We start from the raw sequence: 21,669 nt of genomic DNA on the forward strand, positions 1-21,669 counted from the left end.
TCCCGTCAGCCCTTGACGGCCGACAGGTGGACGTCCGAACTCGACAGGGTCATCGGCGATGCCGACACGGCCCGTACGCGGATGCGGACGCTCGACTTGGGAAGGGTGAACTTGCCATCGGGCGGCCGGAGTTCGTAACGGGCCGAGCCATGCCCGGGGAGCGAGGCCGGGCCGGCCGCGACGGTCCAGTAGCGGCTCATGCCATGCCCCGTGGTCAACGTGAAGTGGGGCTGCAGGGCCGTGCCCGAGCGGTTGGTCACACTCAGGGTGAGTTCGGTCAGCGCGCCGGCGGCCCGGCGCGCGCCGACCACGTCCATACGCAGGGGTGGTGACCCCGAGGCCGCGAGGGTCACCGCCGCCGCGGACGGCGCCAACAGGAGCACGGCCGCGGTCACCCGGGCCGCGCGCCGGTGCGGGCCGCGCAGAAAGGCGGGGCGTGGCTGCCACGCGGTGGTGAAGGAGTGCGGCGGCGCGGTGATGGCCGCGGCCAGCCACAACGGCGTCATCATCAGGTAGTAGCCGTCCTGCGAACGGGTCGCCACATAGAACGCGCACCACGGCAGGATCGTCGCTGCCGGACCCAGCCGCCGGATGAAGAGGACGAACAGGCTCAGCAGGCCGGCGGCCAGCAGCAGACTCGCGCGTGAGTACCAGACCAGCCGGCTGCTGCCGTCGGTGAGGTAGAGCGAGATGCCGACCAGGCCCTGGCCGTGGATGTCCGCGTCCTGGGTCAGCGGGAGCGCGACACCGGAGAGCCAGGCCCGCGGCTCGCTCACGATGAAGTACGCGTTGATCACCAGCCAGGTCGTGGCGGCCACGCCGGCGATCCGGCCCACGGCGGCCGCCGCCGCGCGCGGGCCCAGCTCGCCACGGCGCAGGGCGTAGACCCCGGCCAGCAGGAACGGCGCGAGGAACCACGGCAGTTGCTGGGCCGCGCAGGCCGCGCCCAGGCATGCCGCCCGCACCCAGTCGGCCCGGCCGCCGCCTCCCATCCGCGGCCAGCGCATCACCACCGGGATGAGCAGGGCGCAGGCGACGATCGCCGGATAGCCGAGCCGGGCGTACGCCGGCAGCAGACCGAGGCCGAGGCAGACCAGTGTGGCCGCGGAACGCCACGGCACCGGCAGCATCCGCCACATCACGATCGCGCCCACGATCAGCGCCAGGATGCTCACCAGTACCGCCGGAGCCGCACCGTGGCCCATCCAGAGCAGCGGCGCGGTGAGCAGCAGGGGCAGGGGTGGATAGCCGTACGTGAAGTCGTAGCCGCCGCTCATCGTCGCGGTGATGGCGACCCCGTGACCGAAGAGCCAGGGCCACGGCTGCCCGTAGACCTGGTGACCGGCGACGAACGCATGGGCGGCCTGCGTGGTGAGGACCGACTCGTCACTGCCGCCGTGGTTCATGACGTACCCGCACACGGCGAGCGTCACGGCGGTCACCAGGACGCACAGGTCGAGGCGGGCCAGCGTCCGGCCCCGGCGTACGACCAGGGTCAGGACGCCCGTCGCGAGGATCGAGGCGTAGCAGACCGAGATGACCGCGGCCACGACGAGACGGTGGCTCGCGGCCTGGTTCCACAGCGGGCGCGCACCGATGAAGAGGCTGATGTCGGCGAGCAGGGTCAGGACACGGTGCCACTGCGCGGGCTCTCGGTCCGGCTGCCACGGTGCGGGCGCCCCGTCGGGCGATGCCTTCGAGGGGGCCTGCCGACCGGTGGGCGACGGCCTCGTTTCTGCCAAGTACACGACTCCAGACGCTAATTCCCGCAGGTGAGCGGCGTACGATTGGACGTGAAGAGTCCGGTGTGAGCCGGGTAAGAAGCCGCAGCCGCCCATCGGGTGGTGAACCAGGCCGTCCTCAGGCGTTGGACAGCGACACTTCGGTGGACTTGATGAGCGCCACGACCTGGGCACCTGCCGCCAGGCCGAGCTCCGCGACCGCGTCCTTGGTGATCGCGGAGGTCAGCTCACCGCCCGCGACGTTCACCTTGACGCGGGCCATGGCTCCGCCGGTGGCGACGTCGGTGACCGTGCCCGGCAGCTGGTTGCGGATGCTCACCCCGTCCACCGGGGCGGTGGCCAGCGACACCTCGGTGGACTTGATCAGGGCGCGCACCGTGGACCCGGCGGTCAGGCCCAGGTCCTCGACGGCCTCCAGGGTGACGGCCGCGGTGAGTTCCTGACCGGCGTCGAGGCGGACCTTCACCGTCGCCATCACCTCGCCCGGGGTGACGGAGGTGACGGTGCCGGGGAGCTGGTTGCGGATACTCAGGGACATGAGGAGGCCTCGATTGCGGTGAGGGACGCCGGACTTAGGCCAGTATGTCCGGCCTGTTGCCGTCGTGGCGCCCGCAGACGCGTCGCGGACCGTGTCGCTGTTGGGCCGAACGGGTGACCATGCGTAAGAATTGCCCGGTGCAGACAACGAGTGCGAGTCAGGACGGGGCAGTCCAGTGAACAGCCACGACGCCACCGACGAACAGTGGGAAGGGCTCGCCCAGGTCGTTCCGTTGCGAGGCCGGGACGCCTGGCCGTCCGCGGTCCACCACCGCTCGATACCCGAGGCCGCGACGGAGGCGCGCCGCCGCTTCGTCGTCCTGCGGATCAACGTGTTCGCGGACGCCCGCGAGGTCGCCGAGACACTGATGGCGGGCATCCCCGTGCTGCTCGACCTGACCGGCGCGGAGACCGACGTCGCCAAGCGGGTCCTGGACTTCAGTACGGGTGTGGTCTTCGGACTGGCGAGCGGGATGCACCGGGTCGACCGGAACGTGTTCCTGCTGACGCCGCCGGGGACCGAGGTGCGGGGGCTGATGGAGGGGGCGGGGGTTCCCGGGGTCTGATCCTGAGGGGAGGCGGAGCCGGTACGACGTGGGTCCGGTCCCTCGATCGTAGGAAGGTTGTCGGGGTGGAACGGTTCGCCTGACGGGAGGAGGCCTACCGTCCGCATATGACCGTGTCACCCCTGGAGGCCCCAGCGGCGGCGGAGGTGCGCCCCGACCGTCCGGGCGTCACCGAGCTGCGGCTCGCCGCCTTCGCCACGCACCGGCGCGTCCGGTTCCCGCTCGCACCGCTCACTCTCATCGCCGGGCCCAGCGGCAGCGGCAAGACCAGTGCCTTGAGGGCGTACGAGGCGCTGGCGCGGCTCGGCAGCGGCGCCGAACTGGGCGAGGTGTTCCCGGACCCGGTCTCCTGCGTGCCCGAACGGGCCCGGCCCGACGCCCAGCGCAGGCGCGGCTTCCGCATCGGCTGCACCGCCGACGGCCCCGCGGGCCCCGTACGGCTCGACGTCGCCGTACAGGCCGAACCCGAACTGCGCATCGTGGGCGAGCGGTTGTCGGCCGGCGGGCTGACCCTGCTGGAGACGGCGTTGCGTGACCCGGGGCGCCCCGTCGTCCAGGCGGCCTGGCACACGGCGGGCTCGTCCGGGGTGACCCGGGGCCCGCTCCCCGACGACCGCCTCGGCACCGCCCTCCTGCCGCTGCGCGTCGCGGGCCGGACGGACGGCGAGCGGCACGTCCTCGCCGCCGCCGAGCAGATGGTGCTCGCGCTGCGCTCCGTCTTCGCCTGCGACCCGAGCCCCCCGGGCATGCGCGCCGCCGCCCCGGTCGGCTCGGGACGGCTGCTGCGGGGCTGCGGCAACCTCGCCGAAGTGCTGTGGCGTACCCGGTCGGAGTGTGGCCGGCGCCATGCGCAGCTGGTCACCGCGGTCGGCGCCGGATGTGCGGGCCCGGTCGCCGACGTCCTGGCCGAGCCGCTCGGCGACGGCACGGTCCGCGCGCTCCTCGACCGCGGCGACGGCGTCCGTACGCGCCTCGGGCTGCTCGGAGACGGGGAGTTGAGGTATCTGGCGCTGGCCCTGGTGCTGCTCACCGGGCCCGGCGTCCTGGAGGTCGACCAGGCGGGAGAGGTCCCCGCGGCGCTTCAGACGCTGACGGTGCTCGCCGACGGCTTCGACCGCTGCCTGGACGCCCGGCAGGCGGGCGAGCTGGCGCGGCTGGCGGCGCGGATGTGCGAACGCGGACACATCCGGCTGGTGGGCGCGGTGAGCGACGCCTCCTGGGCCTTCCAGGTGGCCGGGGCCACGGTGGTAGACCTTGAGCCGTGACAGAACTGGACGTAGCGAAGCTGCAGCGCCGACTGGCCGAGTTCGCAGCCGCGCGGAACTGGCAGCCGTACCACACCCCCAAGAACCTGGTCGCCGCGCTGAGCGTGGAAGCCTCCGAACTGGTCGAGATCTTCCAGTGGTTGACGCCGGAGGAGTCGGCCCGGGTCATGGACGACACGGACACCGCGCACCGGGTCACCGACGAGGTGGCCGACGTTCTGGCGTATCTGCTCCAACTCTGCGACGTGCTGGGCATCGACGCGCTGGCGGCGCTCGACGCGAAGATCGACCGTAACGAGCGGAGGTTTCCGGCGCCGGAGGGCCCGTAGCGGAGCCGACCGCCGTCTTCCGCGCGGTCGGCTATTACTCTCCGAAGTCGGTGTGTTGTCCACACTCAACTCCGTGTCCACAAATTTCGGGCTTCCTCTGGCTTTTCGTCACGCTGGACCTCACTCTGGGTAGTGGACAGCGGAGTTCGGGCAGACGTGCGACGAGCGCGTCGGGACAGACGGGGGCAGCCCATGGACGCGGTGCGGCTCATCGTGGCGAGCAGGCGTGCCCTGGCGCGGAGCGGCGACACCCCGGAGGTGATGGCGGAGGCATGGCAGGCACAGTCCCTGGCCCAGGCGATCGGCAGCCGCTTCGCCGTCTCCGGGCCTCCTGAACTCCGGGGCGAGGCCCTCGGCCTGACCGAGCTGGCAGGCCGGGGCTGCGGCGTCCTCGACGCCCCCGCACTCGACCTCGGCGCCTTACGCGCCGCCCAGCTCACCGAGTTGGGCGACGCCCGCGAGGCCCTCCTGTGCCTCGGCGGTCTCCTCGGCGAGGTCGGCATCGCCCTCGTCGGGATCGCCTGCGCGGCCGCCGACGAGGGCACTTACTGGCAGTGCATGGAGGCCATCGACGCCGCCGACGAGTCCCGGGACCGCGTCCTGGAGATGCTCAGACGCCTGGCGGTCAGGGACCAGAGGGTGGTGGAGAGGGAGCGGGATGCGGCGGCCGGGTGAGGTCTTTCAGCCCGTCGTGGGGGTCCCCCCGCTCATGGGGGTCCCCCCGCTCGAGCGAAGTCGCGAATGGGGGAGAAGCCGAGAGTGGGGGAGTTTGAGGACGAGGCCGTTCAGGCCGATACGGGGGTCTGGGGGCGGAGCCCTCAGGTACGGGAAGGGCAGGGGCGGCGGGGGCGAAAAGCCTCACAGCAACCCCGCCGCGACCCACGTCAAGTGCAGTCGGGCTCGTCCGACAGCGCGGGCCGCGCCCCCGAAAGATCCGCGTCCAACCGGGACAGATCCGCGTTGAGCGCCGCCATCAGCTCCTCCATCTGCTGGAGCAGCCCCTTCGGCTGTGCGGGCGCATCCTGCTGTGGCACGGCTTCCTGGGACACGAAGGCCTCCTCGGCCCCCGCGCAGGAGGGCCACTGACGAAGCATGACGCCCCGGCGACCGCCGGCGACGGGTGCCGGGCGGCCCGGCTCCGCCCGAGCCAACGATGACCACCGACCCGAGTCACTGGCGCGGACCCGCACCACACGGGGGGTTGACGCATTTTCACCCGACCGGGGACAGGTGCGCGGGGCGGGCCGATGGGGTTGACCGTCACACGACCGTGCGGCACGGGGGCGCGGATCTTCGGCCCTGGCGGAGCTCTCGTCCTAGCCGAACTCTGCTCCTAGCCCGAGTTCTGGTCCTAGCCGAGTTGAGGCATGACCTCGGCTGCGATCAACTCCAGGTGATCAAGGTCGTGGAGATCCAGCATCTGGAGATACATGCGCTGCGATCCGACGGCCTCATACTGGGCGATCCTCTCGGCAACCTCCGCCGGAGAGCCCGCGAGACCGTTCGCCTTCAACTCCTCGACGTCACGCCCGATGGCGTCCGCCCGACGCTTCACGTCGACGTCGGTCTTCCCGACGCAGGCCACGAGCGCGTTGGAGTACACCAGGTCGTCGCCCTTGCGTCCGGCCTGTTCGGCCGCGGTGCGCACCCGGGTGAACTGCTGCTCCGTGTCCGCGATGGACGCGAACGGGATGTTGAACTCGTCGGCGTACTGGGCGGCGAGCGCCGGGGTCCGCTTGGCCCCGTGGCCGCCGACCAGGATGGGTACCTTCGACTGCGCGGGCTTCGGCAGCGCGGGCGAGTCCTTGAGCTGGTAGAACTTTCCGTCGAAGGTGAACCGCTCGCCGACGGGGGTGGCCCACAGGCCGGTGACGATGGCGAGTTGTTCGTCCAGCCGACCGAACTTCTCCTTCGGGAACGGGATGCCGTACGCCTCGTGCTCGGCCTCGTACCAGCCGGAGCCGAGACCGAGTTCCACACGTCCGCCCGACATCTGGTCGACCTGCGCGACCTCGATCGCGAGGACCCCGGGCAACCGGAAGGTACCGGCTGTCATGAGGGTTCCCAGGCGGATCCGGCTGGTCTCGCGAGCCAGGCCGGCCAGCGTGATCCAGGCGTCGGTGGGCCCGGGGAGGCCACTGACGGATCCCATGTGCAAGTAGTGGTCCGAGCGGAAGAAGGCTCCGTAATTGAGGTCTTCAGCGGCCTTTGCGACGCGGAGCAGCGTCTCGTAGGTCGCCCCTTGCTGCGGTTCTGTGAAAACGCGAAGATCCATGCATCCATCATGCACCGGTCACATCGGCTGACTCACGTTGAACCGCGGTCGCACCTGCAACCGAGTGCACAGGGCGCACTTCCTGTGCGCCGCGGTCAGAGTTCCGGGCGGAAGGCACGGTAGAGGACGAACCAATCGCAGCGGGCGGCGCCGGCCAACTCCTCGGCCGTGAGCGGCTGCAGAAACGCTCGGGGCCCGGAAGGAAATTCCTGAGTCCGCCCGCAGTGTTCGCTGTACGTTGGGCAGGCGCGCCGACAAGGGGCATTGCGCGGGCGGGCGACCGCAGCGCGGCGTATGTATCGCTACGAGGTCGAGGAAGGGCCAGGAGCAGTGATCACCGAGGCGCGCTCTCCCATCGCTGTGGTTCACCGGCAGCCAGCGCATGCGCACACGATGTGCGCGGCGATGGTCCCCGCACGGTAGACATCCGCAGCTCAGAACCCGTTTCGAGGCATACCCACAGTGTTCCTGACGATCAGTACCACCGGTACCCCAGAGCGCCCCGCGACCGACCTCGGCTTTCTGCTGCACAAGCATCCCGATAAAGCGCAGGCGTTCTCGACCTCCTACGGCACGGCCCACGTCCTCTACCCCGAGGCGTCCGTCGAGCGGTGCACGGCCGCGCTGTTGCTGGAGGTCGACGCGGTGGCGCTGGTCCGGCGCGGCAAGGGCAAGGGCCGCGGCGGAGCACCCGACGCCGCGCTCGCCCAGTACGTCAACGACCGCCCGTACGCGGCCTCTTCGCTGCTCGCTGTGGCGCTGAGCGGCGTGTTCTCCAGCGCGATGAAAGGCCAGTGCGCGGCGAAGCCGGAGCTGCCGGAGCAGCCCAGGCCGCTGCGCATCGAGGTGCCCGCGCTGCCCGCACGCGGCGGCGCCGCACTCGTCCGGGGGCTCTTCGAGCCGCTCGGCTGGACGGTGACGGCCGAGGCCGTGCCGCTCGACGAGGAGTTCCCTGAGTGGGGCGACTCGCGGTACGTGCGTCTCGTACTGGAATCGGCAGCGCTCACCCTGGCCGAGGCGCTGCGCCACCTCTACGTCCTGCTCCCCGTGCTCGACGACGCCAAGCACTACTGGGTGTCGTCCGACGAGGTCGACAAGCTGCTGCGGGCGGGCGAGGGCTGGCTGCCGGACCACCCGGAGCAGAAGCTGATCACCAGCCGGTATCTCGCGCGCCGCTGGTCGCTGACGCGGGAGGCGATGGAGCGGCTGGAGCTCGTACGGCTGGCGGAAGCCGACGACACCGAGGTCGAGGACATCGACAACGCGGTCGACGAGGAGACGGCTGCATTCGATGGTGAAGAGGGCTCGGAGAAGCCGGTACCGCTCGCCGTGCAGCGGCGCGACGCGATCCTCGCCGCGCTGCACGCGTCCGGCGCCGGACGCGTCCTCGATCTCGGCTGCGGACAGGGCCAGTTGGTGCAGGCGCTGCTCAAGGACACCCGGTTCACCGAGATCGTCGGTGTCGACGTGTCGATGCGCGCGCTCACCATCGCCTCGCGGCGGCTCAAGCTGGACCGTATGGGCGAACGGCAGGCCGCCCGCGTCCAGCTCATCCAGGGCTCGCTCGCCTACACCGACAAGCGGCTCAAGGGGTACGACGCCGCCGTGCTCAGCGAGGTCATCGAGCACCTCGACCTGCCCCGGCTGCCCGCCCTGGAGTACGCGGTGTTCGGCTCCGCCCGGCCCAGGACCGTCCTCGTGACGACACCGAACGTGGAGTACAACGTCCGCTGGGAGACCCTCCCGGCCGGGCACTCCCGGCACGGCGACCACCGCTTCGAGTGGACGCGCGAGGAGTTCCGGGGCTGGGCGCGGACGGTTGCCGAACGGCACGGCTACGACGTGGAGTTCACGCCGGTCGGCCCCGAAGACCCCGAGGTGGGGCCGCCGACCCAGATGGCCACGTTTTCGATGAGCACAGCCGCGCTCACCACGAAGGAGGAGAAGGCCGCATGACCGACACCAAGGGACGCACCCTGCCCGTCACCGACCTCTCCCTCGTGGTGCTGATCGGCGCGTCCGGCTCGGGCAAGTCGACCTTCGCCCGCAAGCACTTCAAGCCGACCGAGATCCTCTCCAGCGACTTCTGCCGGGGCCTCGTCGCCGACGACGAGAACGACCAGAGCGCCAGCCGTGACGCCTTCGACGTGCTCCACTACATCGCGGGCAAGCGGCTCGCGGCCGGGCGGCGCACCGTCGTCGACGCGACCAACGTGCAGCAGGAGAGCCGCCGTCAGCTGATCGACCTGGCGAAGCAGTACGACGTGCTGCCCATCGCCATCGTGCTCGACGTGCCCGAGGAGGTCTGCGCCCAGCGCAACGCCTCGCGCACCGACCGCGCCGACATGCCGCGCCGTGTCATCCAGCGGCACACCCGTGAACTCCGCCGCTCCCTGCGTCACTTGGAGCGCGAGGGCTTCAGGAAGGTGCACATTCTGCGGGGCCTGGAGGAGATCGAGAGCGCCGAGGTCCGGACCGAGAAGCGGTTCAACGACCTCACGCACCTCACCGGCCCGTTCGACATCATCGGCGACATCCACGGCTGCGCCTCGGAGCTGGAGACCCTGCTGGCCCGGCTCGGCTACGTCGACGGGGTGCACACCGAGGGCCGTACGGCCGTCTTCGTCGGCGACCTCGTCGACCGCGGCCCGGACTCGCCCGGCGTGCTGCGCCGCGTGATGTCCATGGTCGGGTCGGGCAACGCGCTGTGCGTGCCCGGCAACCACGAGAACAAGTACGGGCGTTACCTCAAGGGCCGCAAGGTTCAGCACACGCACGGCCTCGCCGAGACGATCGAGCAGATGGAGGGGGAGAGCGAGGAGTTCAAGAAGCAGGTGCGGGAGTTCCTCGAAGGACTCGTCAGCCACTACGTGCTCGACGAGGGCAAGCTCGTCGTCTGCCACGCGGGCCTGCCCGAGAAGTACCACGGCCGTACGTCGGGGCGGGTGCGCTCGCACGCCCTGTACGGCGACACGACCGGCGAGACGGACGACTTCGGCCTGCCGGTGCGCTACCCGTGGGCGGAGGATTACCGGGGCCGCGCGGCGGTGGTGTACGGCCACACTCCCGTCCCCACGGCCACCTGGCTGAACAACACCATCTGCCTCGACACCGGTGCCGTCTTCGGCGGCAAGCTCACCGCGCTGCGCTGGCCGGAGCGCGAGCTCGTCGACGTACCGGCCGAGCAGGTCTGGTACGAGCCCACCAAGCCGCTCGCCTCCGAGGCGCCCGGCGGACACGAGGGCCGGCCGCTCGACCTCGCGGACGTGCACGGACGGCGGGTCGTCGAGACGCGGCACGCCGGACGGGTGTCGGTCCGCGAGGAGAACGCGGCGGCGGCTCTGGAGGTCATGAGCCGTTTCGCGGTCGACCCGCGACTGCTTCCGTACCTGCCGCCGACCATGGCACCGACCGCGACCTCGCACATCGAGGCCCGCGGCGGAGCCGCTGATGGATACTTCCTGGAGCACCCGGCGGAGGCCTTCGCGCAGTACAAGGAGGACGGGGTCGCCCGGGTCGTGTGCGAGGAGAAGCACATGGGCTCGCGGGCGGTGGCGCTGGTCTGCCGGGACGCGGGCGTGGCGCGTGAGCGGTTCGGAGTGGGGGGTACCTCCCGCTCGAGCGGAGCCGAGAGTGGGGGAGGGCCCACGGGTGCGCTCTACACCCGCACCGGTCGTCCCTTCTTCGACGACGCCGCCGTCACCGAGGAGATCCTCGGGCGGGTGCGGGCCGCCGCGACCGAGGCGGGCCTGTGGAAGGAACTCGAGACTGACTGGCTGCTGCTCGACGCCGAGCTGATGCCGTGGTCGCTGAAGGCGTCCGGGCTGCTGCGCAGTCAGTACGCGGCGGTCGGCGCCGCGTCCGGGGCCGTGTTCCCGGGTGCGCTGGCCGCGCTCGAAGGGGCGGCGGCGCGTGGGGTGGACGTACGGGATCTGCTGGCGCGGCAGCGCGAACGTGCCGCGGACGCCGGCGCGTTCACGGACGCGTACCGGCGGTACTGCTGGACGACGGACGGGCTGGAGGGGGTGCGGCTCGCTCCCTTCCAGATCCTTGCCGTCCAGGGGCGCAGCCTGGCCGGGCTGCCGCACGACGAGCAGCTCGCGCTGATCGACCGGCTCGTCGAGCACGACGGGAGCGGTCTGCTGCAGACCACTCGGCGGCTGTTCGTGGACACGGGGGATGCGGAGTCCGTGCAGGCCGGTGTCGACTGGTGGCTGGAGATGACGGGGCGCGGGGGCGAGGGCATGGTCGTCAAGCCGGTGGCCGCCGTGGTGCGCACTGAGCAGGGGCGGCTGGTGCAGCCCGGCATCAAGTGCCGGGGGCGGGAGTACCTGCGGATCATCTACGGTCCGGAGTACACGCGGCCCGAGAACCTCGCCCGGCTGCGGGGGCGCTTCCTGAACCACAAGCGGTCGCTTGCGATCAGGGAGTACGCGCTGGGTCTTGAAGCCCTGGACCGGCTCGCGGAGGGCGAGCCGCTGTGGCGGGTCCACGAGGCCGTGTTCGGGGTACTGGCGCTGGAGTCGGAGCCGGTGGATCCACGGCTGTAGGTTCTTCGCCCCCTTCCGTCCTCAAACGCCGGACGGGCTGAAAATCTTTAGCCCGTCCGGCGTTTGAGGACGAGGCCGTTCAGGCCGATAGCGGGGGTCTGGGGGCGGCAGCCCCCAGGTACGGGACGGGCAGGGGCGGCGGGGGCGAAAACCGTCCTCACCCCACCAACCGCAACCGAACCCCCGCCACCCCCACCCGCACCGTCTGCCCCCACACCAGCTCCACCGCGTCCCCCTCCATCCCGTCCCCGAACACGATGAGCCGGTCGGACTCGACGGTGAGGGCGAGGCGGGCGGAGGCGGTGAGTTCGCCGGCCACGAATGACGTGCCGGTGGCCGGCGACGGCCAGGCCTCGCGGACGAACCAGACGAGGCGTTCGTCGGTGGGGCCCGGCAGCGCCAGGGTGCCGCCCCGCTCCTGCCACACGGAGCGGAGCCAGCCGCTGGCCCCCGTCCCGGTCCCCACGAGGACCCCGGAGGAGACCTGAGGCTCGACGGCACCCCCGTACTCGTCGAGCCCCAGCCGATAGCGGGCCGTCTGATGGCCCGCGGCTCCCAGATAGATCTCGTTGAGCGCGACCAGCCGTTGCGTGTCGTCCGCGACCGCCTCGACCATGGTCAGCTCGTCGGCCCGGCCCCCGTGCGCGGAGGCGAGCAGCGCGCCCGCGTCCCGGGGGCGGTGCCGCACCAGCACCCCGGCATTGCGCCCCGGGTCGGTGTCGATGCCGACGACGGGCTGTCCCGCCAGGTACTTGGCCACGTTCGCGACGAGTCCGTCCTGCCCGACCACGACCACGACGTCCTCCGGGGCGAACAGGAACCGGTCCAAGTCCCGTCGCTCCACCCGAGCCTGACGCCATGTCAGCGGCACCGCGGACACCACCTCGGCCAGCGCCTCCCGGGCCCGCCGGTGCCGCTCGGCCACGTCCTTGATGTCCCGTCCCCGGGAGGAGAGGAAGAAAGCGGCCTGCCCGTGCGTCCCGTGCCGGGCGACCAACTCCTCGTACTCCGTGGTGCGATGGACGAGGACGATCCGCGGCGCGAGACTCACTCCGGTTCCCCGGAGGCCCCGTTGGCCAGCTTGGCGAGCAGCCCCGTCAGGACGTCCGGCGACACCGTGACGCTCTCGATCCGCGGCAGGTTCTCCGCGAGCCGCGTGCCCGTCAGGGCGTGCAGCGTGGTGACATCCACGTCCGCGTGGACGCGCAGCCAGGCGGCCTGGGCCTGCGCCCGCGCCGCACCGACCTGCCGGGCCGCCTCCGCCTCGGCACCGGACAGCCGTACCGTGCGAGCGGCCTCCGCCTCCGCCAGACGCACCGTCCGCGCCGCCTCCGCCCCGGCGCGCACCGCGTCCGCCGCCGCGTGCTCCTCCGCCTCGCGTCGCGCGTTCGTGCCGCGCTGGTCGACCAACTGCTCCTCGCGGCGGGCGAGTTCGATCTGGCTGGCGAGTTCGTTCTCGGCGATGGCGCGTTCCCGCTCGACGGCGACGGCACGGCGTTCGTACGTCGCCTTGTCCGCCTCCTGCTGGATCTGCTCGCGGGCGGGGGTGCGCAGCGCCCGCTCCACCTCGGGCTCCGGGCGCAGGGCGACGACGCGTACGGCCACCACCTCGATCCCGGTCGCGGGCAGCCGGGGTTCCGCGGCGAGACCGCCCGAGACGCGTTCCCGTACCGCCGCGACGCCGTCGACCAGGGCGGCCGCCAGCGACGTACGGGCCAGCACGTCCAGCGCGTGCTGCTGGGCCGTCTCGGTCAGCAGCCCCGCCAGCTGTTCCAGGGGCGTGCCGCGCCAGACGCCGGTGTCGGGATCGATGGAGAAGTCGAGGCGCGCGGCCGCGAGCGCGGGATCGCTGATGCGGTAGGTGACGGTCGCCTGCACCGCGACGTCCTGGAAGTCGGACGTACGGGCGTGGAAGGTCATCGCCAACTCGCGGTCGTCGACCGGGACTTCGGAGAGCGCGGCGGTCAGGGAGCGGTACCAGAAGCTGAGTCCGGGGCCGTCGTGCACCAGACGGCCCGCCCGGTGGTGGCGGACGTGGGTGGTCGGCGCCCCGCGCAGATGGCGCCAGCCGAGACGCCGGGTGATGTCGGCCATGGAGCTACCCCCTCGTCGCCGGGCAAACCCGGCGACCCTCGCTCACCAATTTTCGTCAGTACGACGATAATGGTGAGGTCTGGTTATCGTCAAGGGGACGAAATCAAGTGGCCCGGGTCGAGGAGATCGGCGGGTGAACACGCGTCCGGATGGTCAGGATGGAGGCATGGGATTCCATGTCGACTCCGAGGCCGGGCGGCTGCGCCGCGTCATCCTGCACCGGCCGGATCTTGAGCTCAAAAGGCTCACCCCCAGCAACAAGGACGCCCTGCTCTTCGACGACGTGCTGTGGGTGCGCCGGGCGCGCGCGGAGCACGACGGGTTCGCCGATGTGCTGCGCGACCGCGGGGTCACCGTCCACCTCTTCGGCGACCTGCTCACCGAGGCCCTGGAGATCCCGGCGGCCAGATCGCTCGTCCTGGACCGGGTCTTCGACGAGAAGGAGTACGGGCCGCTCGCCACCGATCATCTCCGGGCCGCCTTCGAGACCCTGCCCGCCCCGGAGCTGGCGTCCGCACTCGTCGGCGGCATGACCAAGCGGGAGTTCCTGGACGCCCACCTGGAGCCGACCTCCGTGCGCTTCCATGTCATGGATCTCGACGACTTCCTGCTCGGGCCGCTGCCCAATCACCTCTTCACCCGGGACACCTCCGCCTGGATCTACGACGGCGTCTCCATCAACGCCATGCGCTGGCCCGCGCGGCAGCGCGAGACCGTGCACTTCGAGGCGATCTACCGGCACCATCCGCTGTTCCGTAAGGAGAGCTTCAACCTCTGGTCGGAGGGTCAGGTGGACTATCCGTCCACCATCGAGGGCGGTGACGTGCTCGTCATCGGCAACGGCGCGGTACTCATCGGCATGAGCGAGCGGACCACGCCCCAGGCCGTCGAGATGCTCGCGCACAAGCTGTTCGAGGCGGGCTCGGCGCGCACCATCGTGGCGCTCGACATGCCCAAGCGGCGGGCCCTCATGCACCTCGACACCGTGATGACCATGGTCGACGGCGACATCTTCACGCAGTACGCGGGGCTCGGCATGCTCCGCTCGTACACCATCGAACCCGGCGTGGGGGAGAAGGAGCTGAAGGTCACCGACCACCCCCCGGAGCACATGCACCGCGCGATCGCCGCGGCACTGGGCCTGAGCGAGATCCGTGTCCTCACCGCCACCCAGGACGTGCACGCCGCCGAGCGCGAGCAGTGGGACGACGGGTGCAACGTCCTCGCCGTCGAACCGGGCGTCGTGGTCGCGTACGAGCGCAACTCGACCACCAATACGCATCTGCGCAAGCAGGGCATCGAGGTGATCGAGATCCCGGGGAGTGAGCTGGGCCGGGGGAGGGGTGGGCCGCGGTGCATGAGCTGTCCCGTCGACCGGGAGGCCGTATAGGCTCCGTATAGAAATGTTGGATGTCGTATAGAATTCCAATGTCCCCGTCTTCGTAACCCAGGAGCGCCCCCATGGCGACAGTCCCGACCGCCCTCGCCGGCCGCCACTTCCTCAAGGAGCTGGACTTCACCGAGGAGGAGTTCCGCGGCCTGATCGAGCTGGCCGCCGAGCTGAAGGCGGCCAAGAAGGCCGGGACCGAGACCCAGCACCTGCGGGGCCGCAACATCGCGCTGATCTTCGAGAAGACCTCGACGCGTACGCGCTGCGCGTTCGAGGTCGCGGCGGCGGACCAGGGTGCCTCGACGACGTACCTGGACCCGTCCGGCTCACAGATAGGCCACAAGGAGTCCGTGAAGGACACCGCGCGCGTCCTCGGCCGGATGTTCGACGGGATCGAGTACCGGGGCGACAGCCAGGCCTCCGTCGAGGAGCTGGCGGCGTACGCGGGCGTGCCCGTCTACAACGGTCTGACCGACGACTGGCACCCCACCCAGATGCTCGCCGACGTGCTCACGATGACCGAGCACAGCGACAAGCCGCTCGGCGAGATCGCCTTCGCCTACCTCGGCGACGCCCGCTTCAACATGGGCAACTCGTATCTGATCACCGGCGCGCTGCTCGGCATGGACGTCCGCATCGTCGCCCCGCAGTCCTACTGGCCCGCCGACGAGATCGTCGCGCAGGCCCGCAAGCTCGCCGAGAACAGCGGCGGCCGCATCACGCTCACCGAGCACCTCGCCGAGGGCGTCCACGGCGCCGACTTCGTCGCCACCGACGTCTGGGTCTCCATGGGCGAGCCCAAGGAGGTGTGGGACGAGCGCATCGGCGCCCTCTCCCCGTACGCCGTGACGATGGACGTCCTGCGCGCCACCGGCAACCCGGACGTCAAGTTCCTGCACTGCCTCCCGGCCTTCCATGACCTGGGCACGAAGGTCGGCCGCGAGATCTACGAGACCCACGGGCTCGACTCCCTCGAGGTCACCGACGAGGTCTTCGAGTCGGCGCACTCGGTCGTCTTCGACGAGGCCGAGAACCGGCTGCACACCATCAAGGCGATCCTGGTCGCGACGCTGGCCTGACCCCGCGTCGCCCGCCCGCCCGACACGTCGCCCGCCCGACATCCGCGCCCGCGCGACAGATCGCCAACCCGCCCGAAAACCGCGCACGCCCGAAATCCCCGTACGATCCTCGACGGGCCCGGAACCACCCCTTCCGTGGCCCGCCGCGCGGCCCACCCCGCCGCGCCCCGCACCACCGGAAATGAGCACCACCCGCATGCCCGCTCCACGCACCGCGCTCCGCAAGCGCGCTCCCCGTATCAAGTCCCCCGAGCTCCTGATCGCCGACTCCGGCGCGGACCTCGAAGGCCATGGCCTCAAGCGCACCATGGGCCTCTTCCAGCTCGTCTGCTTCGGCGTCGGAGCGATCGTCGGCACCGGAATCTTCGTCGGCCTCTCCGACTCGGTCGCGCAGGCCGGACCCGCCGTGGTCGTGTCCTTCCTGCTCGCCGCGGTCACCTGCGTCTTCACCGCGTTCTCCTTCGCGGAACTGGGCGGCGCGATCCCGGTCTCCGGATCCTCGTACTCCTTCGCCTACGCGGGGCTCGGCGAGAGCACGGCCTTCCTCGTCGGCTGGTGCCTGCTCCTGGAGTACGGCGTCTCCGTGTCGGCCGTCGCGGTCGGCTGGAGCCAGTACGCGAACGAGCTGCTCAGCAGCCTTACCGGCTGGCAGCTGCCCGCCGCCCTCTCCGCGGGTCCGTCCGACGGCGGAGTCATCAACTTCCCCGCGATCATCGTGATCGCGCTGGCCTCGGTCCTCCTGATGCGCGGCGTGCGCGAGAGTGCCCGGGCGACCGCCGCCATGGCGGTCCTCAAGCTCGTCATCCTCGTGCTCTTCTGCGCGATCGGGTTCAGCGCCTTCAAGGACGGCAACCTCACGCCGTTCTCGCCCGCCGGACTCGGCGGCATCGGCGCGGGCACCACGGCCGCCTTCTTCTCGTACATCGGCTTCGACGCGATCACCACGGCCGGCGAGGAGGCCAAGAACCCCCGCCGCAACATCCCCATCGCCATCCTGATCTGCATCGGCCTGGTCACGTTGCTGTACTGCGCCGTCGCCCTCGCCGCGATCGGCGCCATCGGCGCGGACAAGGTCGGCGGGCAGCCCGCCGCGCTGTCGTACGTCGTCAACGAGGTCACCGGCTCCACCGTCGGCGGCGGAGTCATCGCCTTCGGCGCGGTCGTCGCCATCGCCTCGGTCGTCCTCGCGGTGATGTACGGGCAGACCCGCATCCTCATGTCCATGTCCCGTGACGGACTCATCCCGCGCGTCTTCGAGAAGATCTCGCCGAAGACCTCGACACCGGTCGCGGGCACGGTGATCGTCGCGGTCGTCTTCGCCGTCCCGGCGGCCTTCTCCTCGCTCGACGCCGTCGTCAACCTGACGACCATCGGCACGCTCGCCACCATGGCCGCCGTCAATGTCGCGGTGATCGCGCTGCGGCGCAGGGAGCCGGGTCTGGCGCGCACCTTCCGGGTGCCGCTCTACCCCGTCGTACCGGTGCTCGGCGTCGGCTTCTGCCTGTATCTGATGTACGAGACGGGCTGGACGACCTGGATCCAGTTCGCGTTGTTCCTGGTGGCCGGATTCCTGGTGTACGTCCTCTACGGGCGCCGCCACTCCCGGCTGGCCGTGGCTACACCGGCCGTCGCTGAGCAGGAACCACAGGCAGTCTGAACCAGACCGCCTTGCCGGAGTCGGTGGGGCGGTGGCCGCAGGAGGAGCTGAGGGTGCGGATCAGGAGGAGGCCGCGCCCGTGCTCCTGCCAGGGGTCGGGCTGGCCGGGCGGGCCGGGGACCGTGAGATTGCCCGGCGGCGCCGGGTCCGGGTCGTGCACCTCGACCTGACAGCCGGTCGGCAGCAGCTCCACGACCAGCTCTATGGGCCCCTTGCCCGCGGTGTGCTCCACGGCGTTGGCGACCAGCTCCGCGGTGAGCAGCTCCGCGGTGTCGCTGTCGGCCGCGTGCCGCAGTTCGGCCAGCGCCGTCCGGACCAGGGCGCGCGCGACAGGCACGGCCGCGGCGGTGTGCGGCAGCGCGATGCGCCAGGAGGAGGGGGCTGGGGTGTCGTACAAGGTGGGTCCGTTCATGGAGCAGGCTGTCCTGCTTTCAACTTTAGAAATGGTACGGCGCGTCCGGACAGAGGCGCTCGGCGGGCTTATTTCGGGACATCGGCTGGTGTTTCTTCGGGACATTCGGCCCGTTGTCCGGCGGCTTACCCAGGTCAACGCTCCGCCTCGCACGATGCGCTCCCGTCGTTACGCGGCTATCGAGGACCCGTGACTCGGTGACAGGGAAAGGTCGCTTCGCCACAGTGTTATCGCGTGGTCGTGACGACAGTCACAGGACAGTGATAACTTCGAGGTGTAGCGCAGACCGCCGCCCTCGCCCGAGGAGGCCGCACCTCATGAGTCCCTTCACCGGCTCCGCCGCCCGCACCGCCGACTGGCAGCACCTGGGGTGCGAGGTCGCCGACGGGGTCGCCACGGTCACCCTGGCCCGCCCCGAGAAACTCAACGCGCTCACCTTCGGCGCCTACGCCGACCTGCGCGACCTGCTCGCCGAGCTGTCCCGCGAGCGGTCGGTACGCGCCCTGGTGCTGGCCGGCGAGGGCCGCGGTTTCTGCTCCGGCGGCGACGTCGACGAGATCATCGGCGCCACCCTGTCCATGGACACCGCCCAGCTCCTCGACTTCAACCGGATGACCGGGCAGGTCGTGCGGGCCGTACGGGAATGCCCGTTCCCGGTGATCGCGGCGGTGCACGGGGTGGCGGCGGGCGCCGGAGCCGTGCTGGCGCTGGCGGCCGACTTCCGGGTGGCGGACCCGAGCGCCCGTTTCGCCTTCCTCTTCACCCGCGTCGGACTGTCCGGCGGCGACATGGGCGCCGCCTATCTGCTGCCCCGGGTCGTCGGGCTCGGGCACGCCACCCGGCTGCTGATGCTCGGCGAACCCGTGCGCGCTCCCGAGGCCGAGCGGATCGGCCTGATCAGCGAGCTGACCGACGAGGGCCACGCGGACGAGGCCGCCCGAGCGCTGGCCCGCCGCCTCGCCGAGGGCCCGGCCCTCGCCTACGCCCAGACGAAGGCGCTGCTCACCGCCGAACTGGACATGCCGCTCGCCGCCTCCGTCGAACTGGACGCCTCGACCCAGGCCCTGCTGATGAACGGCGAGGACTACGCGGAGTTCCATGCGGCGTTCACGGAGAAGCGCCCGCCGAAGTGGCGGGGGCGATAGCCGTGGCGGCGACGGGCGGCGGGGTGACGTCGGCGGGCGATGGCTCGGTGTCGGTGGGCGGGGTGACGTCGGCGGGTGATGGCTCGGTGTCGGTGGGCGGGGTGGCGGCGGTGGGCGATGGCTCGGTGTCGGTGGGCGGGGTGGCGGCGGTGGGCGATGGCTCGGTGTCGGTGGGCGGGGTGGCGGCGACGGGCGATGGCTCGGTGTCGGTGGGCGGGCGCGGGCGGCAGGTGGCAGCGGGCGTGCGACCGCCGGAGGGTGCGCGGGTCCCGAAGGCCGCGGCCGCGCGGCCGCGCGCAGCTCTGCGTGTCGCCGTCATCGGCGGCGGCCCCGGCGGCCTGTACGCCGCGGTCCTCCTCAAGCGCCTCGACCCGGCCCGCGAGATCACCGTCTGGGAGCGCAACGCCCCCGACGACACCTTCGGCTTCGGTGTCGTCCTCTCCGACGAGACGCTCGGCGGGATCGAGCACGCCGACCCGGTCGTGTACGCGGCGCTCCAGGACGAGTTCGTCCGCTGGGACGACATCGACATCGTGCGCCGCGGAGTGCGCCACACCTCCGGCGGCCACGGCTTCGCGGCACTCGGCCGGCGCAGGCTCCTGGAGATCCTGCACGCACGCTGCCGCTCGCTGGGTGTCGAGCTGCGCTTCCGGGAGGAGGCCCCCGAAGCGGCACGGCTCTCCCAGGAGTACGACCTGGTCGTCGCCGCGGACGGTGTGCACAGCGCCACCCGCGAGGCGCACGCCCATGTGTTCCGCCCCCATGTGGTGACTCACCACTGCCGCTACATCTGGCTCGCCGCCGACTTCGCCTTCGACGCGTTCCGCTTCGAGATCGCCGAGACCGAGCACGGCGTGATGCAGCTGCACGGCTACCCCTATTCCCGCCCGTCGCCCGACCACCACCCCTCAACGAGGCCCTCCGGGCCGCAGAATCAATTCGGCGCCTCCACCGTCATCGTCGAGATGCGCGAGGAGGTGTGGCGCGCCGCAGGTTTCGAGGACCTCGACGAGCGGGAGTCCGTCGAGCAGTGCGCCAAGATCTTCGCGGACGCGCTCGGCGGGCGGTCGCTGCGGTCCAACAAGTCGACCTGGACCACCTTCCGTACGGTCGTCAACGACCGCTGGTCGCACGGCAATCTCGTCCTCCTCGGCGACGCGGCGCACACCGCCCACTTCTCCATCGGCTCCGGCACGAAGCTCGCCGTCGAGGACGCGCTCGCGCTGGCCGCCTGCCTTCAGGAGCGACCCTCGACCGCCGAGGCGCTGGCCGCGTACGAACAGGAGCGGCGCCCGGTCGTCGCATCCACCCAGCGGGCCGCACAGGCCAGCCTGGAGTGGTTCGAGAACATCGGGCGCTATCTCGACCAGCCCGCACGCCAGTTCGCCTTCAACCTCCTCACCCGCAGCCGCCGCGTCACCCACGACAATCTGCGGCTGCGCGACGCGCACTTCACCGAGAGCGTGGAGCGCGAGTTCGGATGCCCGGCCGGTACGCCCCCGATGTTCACGCCGCTGCGGCTGCGCGGCCTGACCCTGCGCAACCGGGTGGTCGTCTCGCCCATGGACATGTACTCGGCCGTGGACGGCGTCCCCGGCGACTTCCACCTCGTCCACCTGGGCGCGCGAGCACTCGGCGGCGCCGGTCTGGTGATGACCGAGATGGTGTGCATCAGTGCCGAGGGCCGCATCACGCCCGGCTGCGCGGGGCTCTACACGCACCGACAGGCCCAGTCCTGGCGGCGGATCACCGACTTCGTGCACGCGCAGGCGCCGGGCACCGCGATCGGCCTGCAGCTCGGCCACGCGGGGCGCAAGGGTTCCACGAAGCTGATGTGGGAGGGCATCGACGAGCCGCTGGAGGAGGGCAACTGGCCGCTCGTGGCCGCGTCCCCGATCCCGTACAAGCCGCGGAGCCAGCCACCCCGCGAGCTGTCCCGCGCCCAACTCACCGATCTCCGCGAGCAGTTCACGGCAGCGGCCTGGCGTGCCGCGCGCTGCGGCTTCGACCTGCTCGAACTGCACTGCGCCCACGGCTACTTGCTCTCCGGCTTCCTGTCGCCGCTGACCAACCGGCGCACCGACGGGTACGGCGGCTCGCTCGCGCGCAGGCTCCGCTTCCCGCTCGAAATCTTCGACGCCGTAAGGGCCGTGTGGCCACAGGAGCGGCCCATGACGGTCCGTATCTCCGCCACCGACTGGGCCGAGGGCGGCAACACGGGGGATGAGGCCGTCGAGATCGCCCGTGCCTTCGCCGCGCACGGCGCCGACGCGGTCGACGTGTCGACGGGGCAGGTGGTGGCCGACGAGCAGCCGGAGTACGGGCGCTCGTACCAGACGCCGTATGCGGACCGGATCCGCCACGAGACCGGCATCCCGGTGATCGCCGTCGGCGCGATCTCCTCCTGGGACGACGTCAACTCCCTGATCCTGGCCGGGCGTACGGACCTGTGCGCGCTGGCCCGGCCGCATCTGTACGACCCGCACTGGACGCTGCACGCGGCGGCCGAGCAGGGGTACGAGGGTCCGGGCGTCGCCTGGCCGATGCCCTACCGCGCGGGCAGCCGACGCCCGCAGACCGGACGCACCGACGCCCCCAAGCCCCGGCTCACGCTGGGGACTTGAGGGC

18 protein-coding genes are annotated in these 21,669 nt (G+C 71.3%); 11 read left to right on the plus strand and 7 right to left on the minus strand.

What is annotated here, in order from left to right; translation table 11 throughout:
- Positions 1-5 precede the first annotated feature (5 nt).
- Positions 6-1,748, minus strand: a complete 1,743-nt coding sequence (locus ACZ4WS_RS21135; RefSeq protein WP_467982486.1) for a hypothetical protein — start codon at positions 1,746-1,748, stop codon at positions 6-8.
- A 112-nt stretch (positions 1,749-1,860) separates the two neighbouring features.
- Positions 1,861-2,280, minus strand: coding sequence for a TOBE domain-containing protein (locus tag ACZ4WS_RS21140; protein ID WP_467982487.1), 420 nt, complete (start codon positions 2,278-2,280; stop codon positions 1,861-1,863).
- 175 nt (positions 2,281-2,455) lie between these two features.
- On the opposite strand from ACZ4WS_RS21140, the gene ACZ4WS_RS21145 reads away from it, so the two are divergent.
- The 4 genes from ACZ4WS_RS21145 (at position 2,456) to ACZ4WS_RS21160 (ending at position 5,114) form a co-directional block, all read left to right on the plus strand.
- Positions 2,456-2,845: a cell division protein SepF gene (locus tag ACZ4WS_RS21145; protein ID WP_467982489.1), complete on the plus strand. Its 390-nt coding sequence runs from the start codon at positions 2,456-2,458 to the stop codon at positions 2,843-2,845.
- A gap of 107 nt (positions 2,846-2,952) precedes the next feature.
- Positions 2,953-4,110 carry an AAA family ATPase gene (locus tag ACZ4WS_RS21150; protein ID WP_467982491.1) on the plus strand — a complete coding sequence of 386 codons (1,158 nt, stop codon included), beginning with the start codon at positions 2,953-2,955 and terminating at the stop codon, positions 4,108-4,110.
- A complete protein-coding gene (locus ACZ4WS_RS21155) occupies positions 4,107-4,439 on the plus strand; it encodes a nucleotide pyrophosphohydrolase (protein WP_467982493.1) in 333 nt (110 codons plus the stop codon). The genes ACZ4WS_RS21150 and ACZ4WS_RS21155 overlap by 4 nt, the downstream gene beginning before the upstream one ends.
- Positions 4,440-4,631: 192 nt before the next feature.
- Positions 4,632-5,114, plus strand: a complete 483-nt coding sequence (locus ACZ4WS_RS21160) for a DUF6099 family protein (protein ID WP_467982494.1) — start codon at positions 4,632-4,634, stop codon at positions 5,112-5,114.
- A gap of 209 nt (positions 5,115-5,323) precedes the next feature.
- On the opposite strand, the gene ACZ4WS_RS21165 is transcribed toward ACZ4WS_RS21160, so the two are convergent.
- Both ACZ4WS_RS21165 and ACZ4WS_RS21170 read right to left on the minus strand, forming a co-directional pair.
- Positions 5,324-5,488: a hypothetical protein gene (locus ACZ4WS_RS21165; protein WP_467982495.1), complete on the minus strand. Its 165-nt coding sequence runs from the start codon at positions 5,486-5,488 to the stop codon at positions 5,324-5,326.
- A gap of 302 nt (positions 5,489-5,790) precedes the next feature.
- Entirely contained in the window at positions 5,791-6,714 is a 924-nt protein-coding gene (locus tag ACZ4WS_RS21170) for an LLM class F420-dependent oxidoreductase (protein ID WP_467982497.1), read from the minus strand.
- Between the two features lie 462 nt (positions 6,715-7,176).
- Here ACZ4WS_RS21170 and ACZ4WS_RS21175 point away from each other — a divergent pair, with 462 nt between their 5' ends.
- Both ACZ4WS_RS21175 and ACZ4WS_RS21180 read left to right on the plus strand, forming a co-directional pair.
- Complete coding sequence (locus tag ACZ4WS_RS21175; RefSeq protein WP_467982499.1) at positions 7,177-8,670, plus strand: 3' terminal RNA ribose 2'-O-methyltransferase Hen1; 1,494 nt, start codon at positions 7,177-7,179, stop codon at positions 8,668-8,670.
- Positions 8,667-11,264, plus strand: a complete 2,598-nt coding sequence (locus ACZ4WS_RS21180; protein ID WP_467982500.1) for a polynucleotide kinase-phosphatase — start codon at positions 8,667-8,669, stop codon at positions 11,262-11,264. Before ACZ4WS_RS21175 ends, ACZ4WS_RS21180 begins: the two co-directional genes overlap by 4 nt.
- A gap of 157 nt (positions 11,265-11,421) precedes the next feature.
- Here ACZ4WS_RS21180 and ACZ4WS_RS21185 read toward each other — a convergent pair whose 3' ends face one another.
- Positions 11,422-12,315, minus strand: a complete 894-nt coding sequence (locus tag ACZ4WS_RS21185; protein WP_467982502.1) for a hypothetical protein — start codon at positions 12,313-12,315, stop codon at positions 11,422-11,424.
- Positions 12,312-13,358, minus strand: a complete 1,047-nt coding sequence (locus tag ACZ4WS_RS21190) for an SPFH domain-containing protein (RefSeq protein ID WP_467982503.1) — start codon at positions 13,356-13,358, stop codon at positions 12,312-12,314. The genes ACZ4WS_RS21185 and ACZ4WS_RS21190 overlap by 4 nt, the downstream gene beginning before the upstream one ends.
- Before the next feature lie 166 nt (positions 13,359-13,524).
- Between ACZ4WS_RS21190 and ACZ4WS_RS21195 the strand changes: the two genes are divergently transcribed.
- The 3 genes from ACZ4WS_RS21195 to ACZ4WS_RS21205 all read left to right on the plus strand — a co-directional run bounded on the left by ACZ4WS_RS21195 (position 13,525) and on the right by ACZ4WS_RS21205 (position 17,484).
- Positions 13,525-14,748 carry an arginine deiminase gene (locus ACZ4WS_RS21195; protein WP_467982505.1) on the plus strand — a complete coding sequence of 408 codons (1,224 nt, stop codon included), beginning with the start codon at positions 13,525-13,527 and terminating at the stop codon, positions 14,746-14,748.
- A 71-nt stretch (positions 14,749-14,819) separates the two neighbouring features.
- Entirely contained in the window at positions 14,820-15,827 is a 1,008-nt protein-coding gene (gene argF / locus ACZ4WS_RS21200; RefSeq protein WP_467982506.1) for an ornithine carbamoyltransferase, read from the plus strand.
- Positions 15,828-16,023: 196 nt separating this feature from the next.
- Positions 16,024-17,484, plus strand: coding sequence for an amino acid permease (locus ACZ4WS_RS21205; protein WP_467982507.1), 1,461 nt, complete (start codon positions 16,024-16,026; stop codon positions 17,482-17,484).
- Here ACZ4WS_RS21205 and ACZ4WS_RS21210 read toward each other — a convergent pair.
- Positions 17,444-17,896 (minus strand): ATP-binding protein, encoded by a 453-nt coding sequence (locus tag ACZ4WS_RS21210; RefSeq protein WP_467982509.1) that lies wholly within the window; start codon positions 17,894-17,896, stop codon positions 17,444-17,446. The two genes, ACZ4WS_RS21205 and ACZ4WS_RS21210, sit on opposite strands and share 41 nt — an antisense overlap.
- Before the next feature lie 317 nt (positions 17,897-18,213).
- Here ACZ4WS_RS21210 and ACZ4WS_RS21215 point away from each other — a divergent pair, with 317 nt between their 5' ends.
- Together ACZ4WS_RS21215 and ACZ4WS_RS21220 are read left to right on the plus strand one after the other, a co-directional pair.
- The gene (locus ACZ4WS_RS21215; protein WP_467982510.1) at positions 18,214-19,041 is read left to right on the plus strand and encodes an enoyl-CoA hydratase family protein; all 828 of its coding nucleotides are present in this window, start codon (positions 18,214-18,216) and stop codon (positions 19,039-19,041) included.
- A 242-nt stretch (positions 19,042-19,283) separates the two neighbouring features.
- On the plus strand, positions 19,284-21,665 hold the full coding sequence (locus ACZ4WS_RS21220) for a bifunctional salicylyl-CoA 5-hydroxylase/oxidoreductase (RefSeq protein ID WP_467982759.1): 2,382 nt from the start codon (positions 19,284-19,286) through the stop codon (positions 21,663-21,665).
- The last annotated feature ends 4 nt before the right edge of the window (positions 21,666-21,669 follow it).

This window comes from Streptomyces sp. NPDC029292, assembly GCF_055569295.1.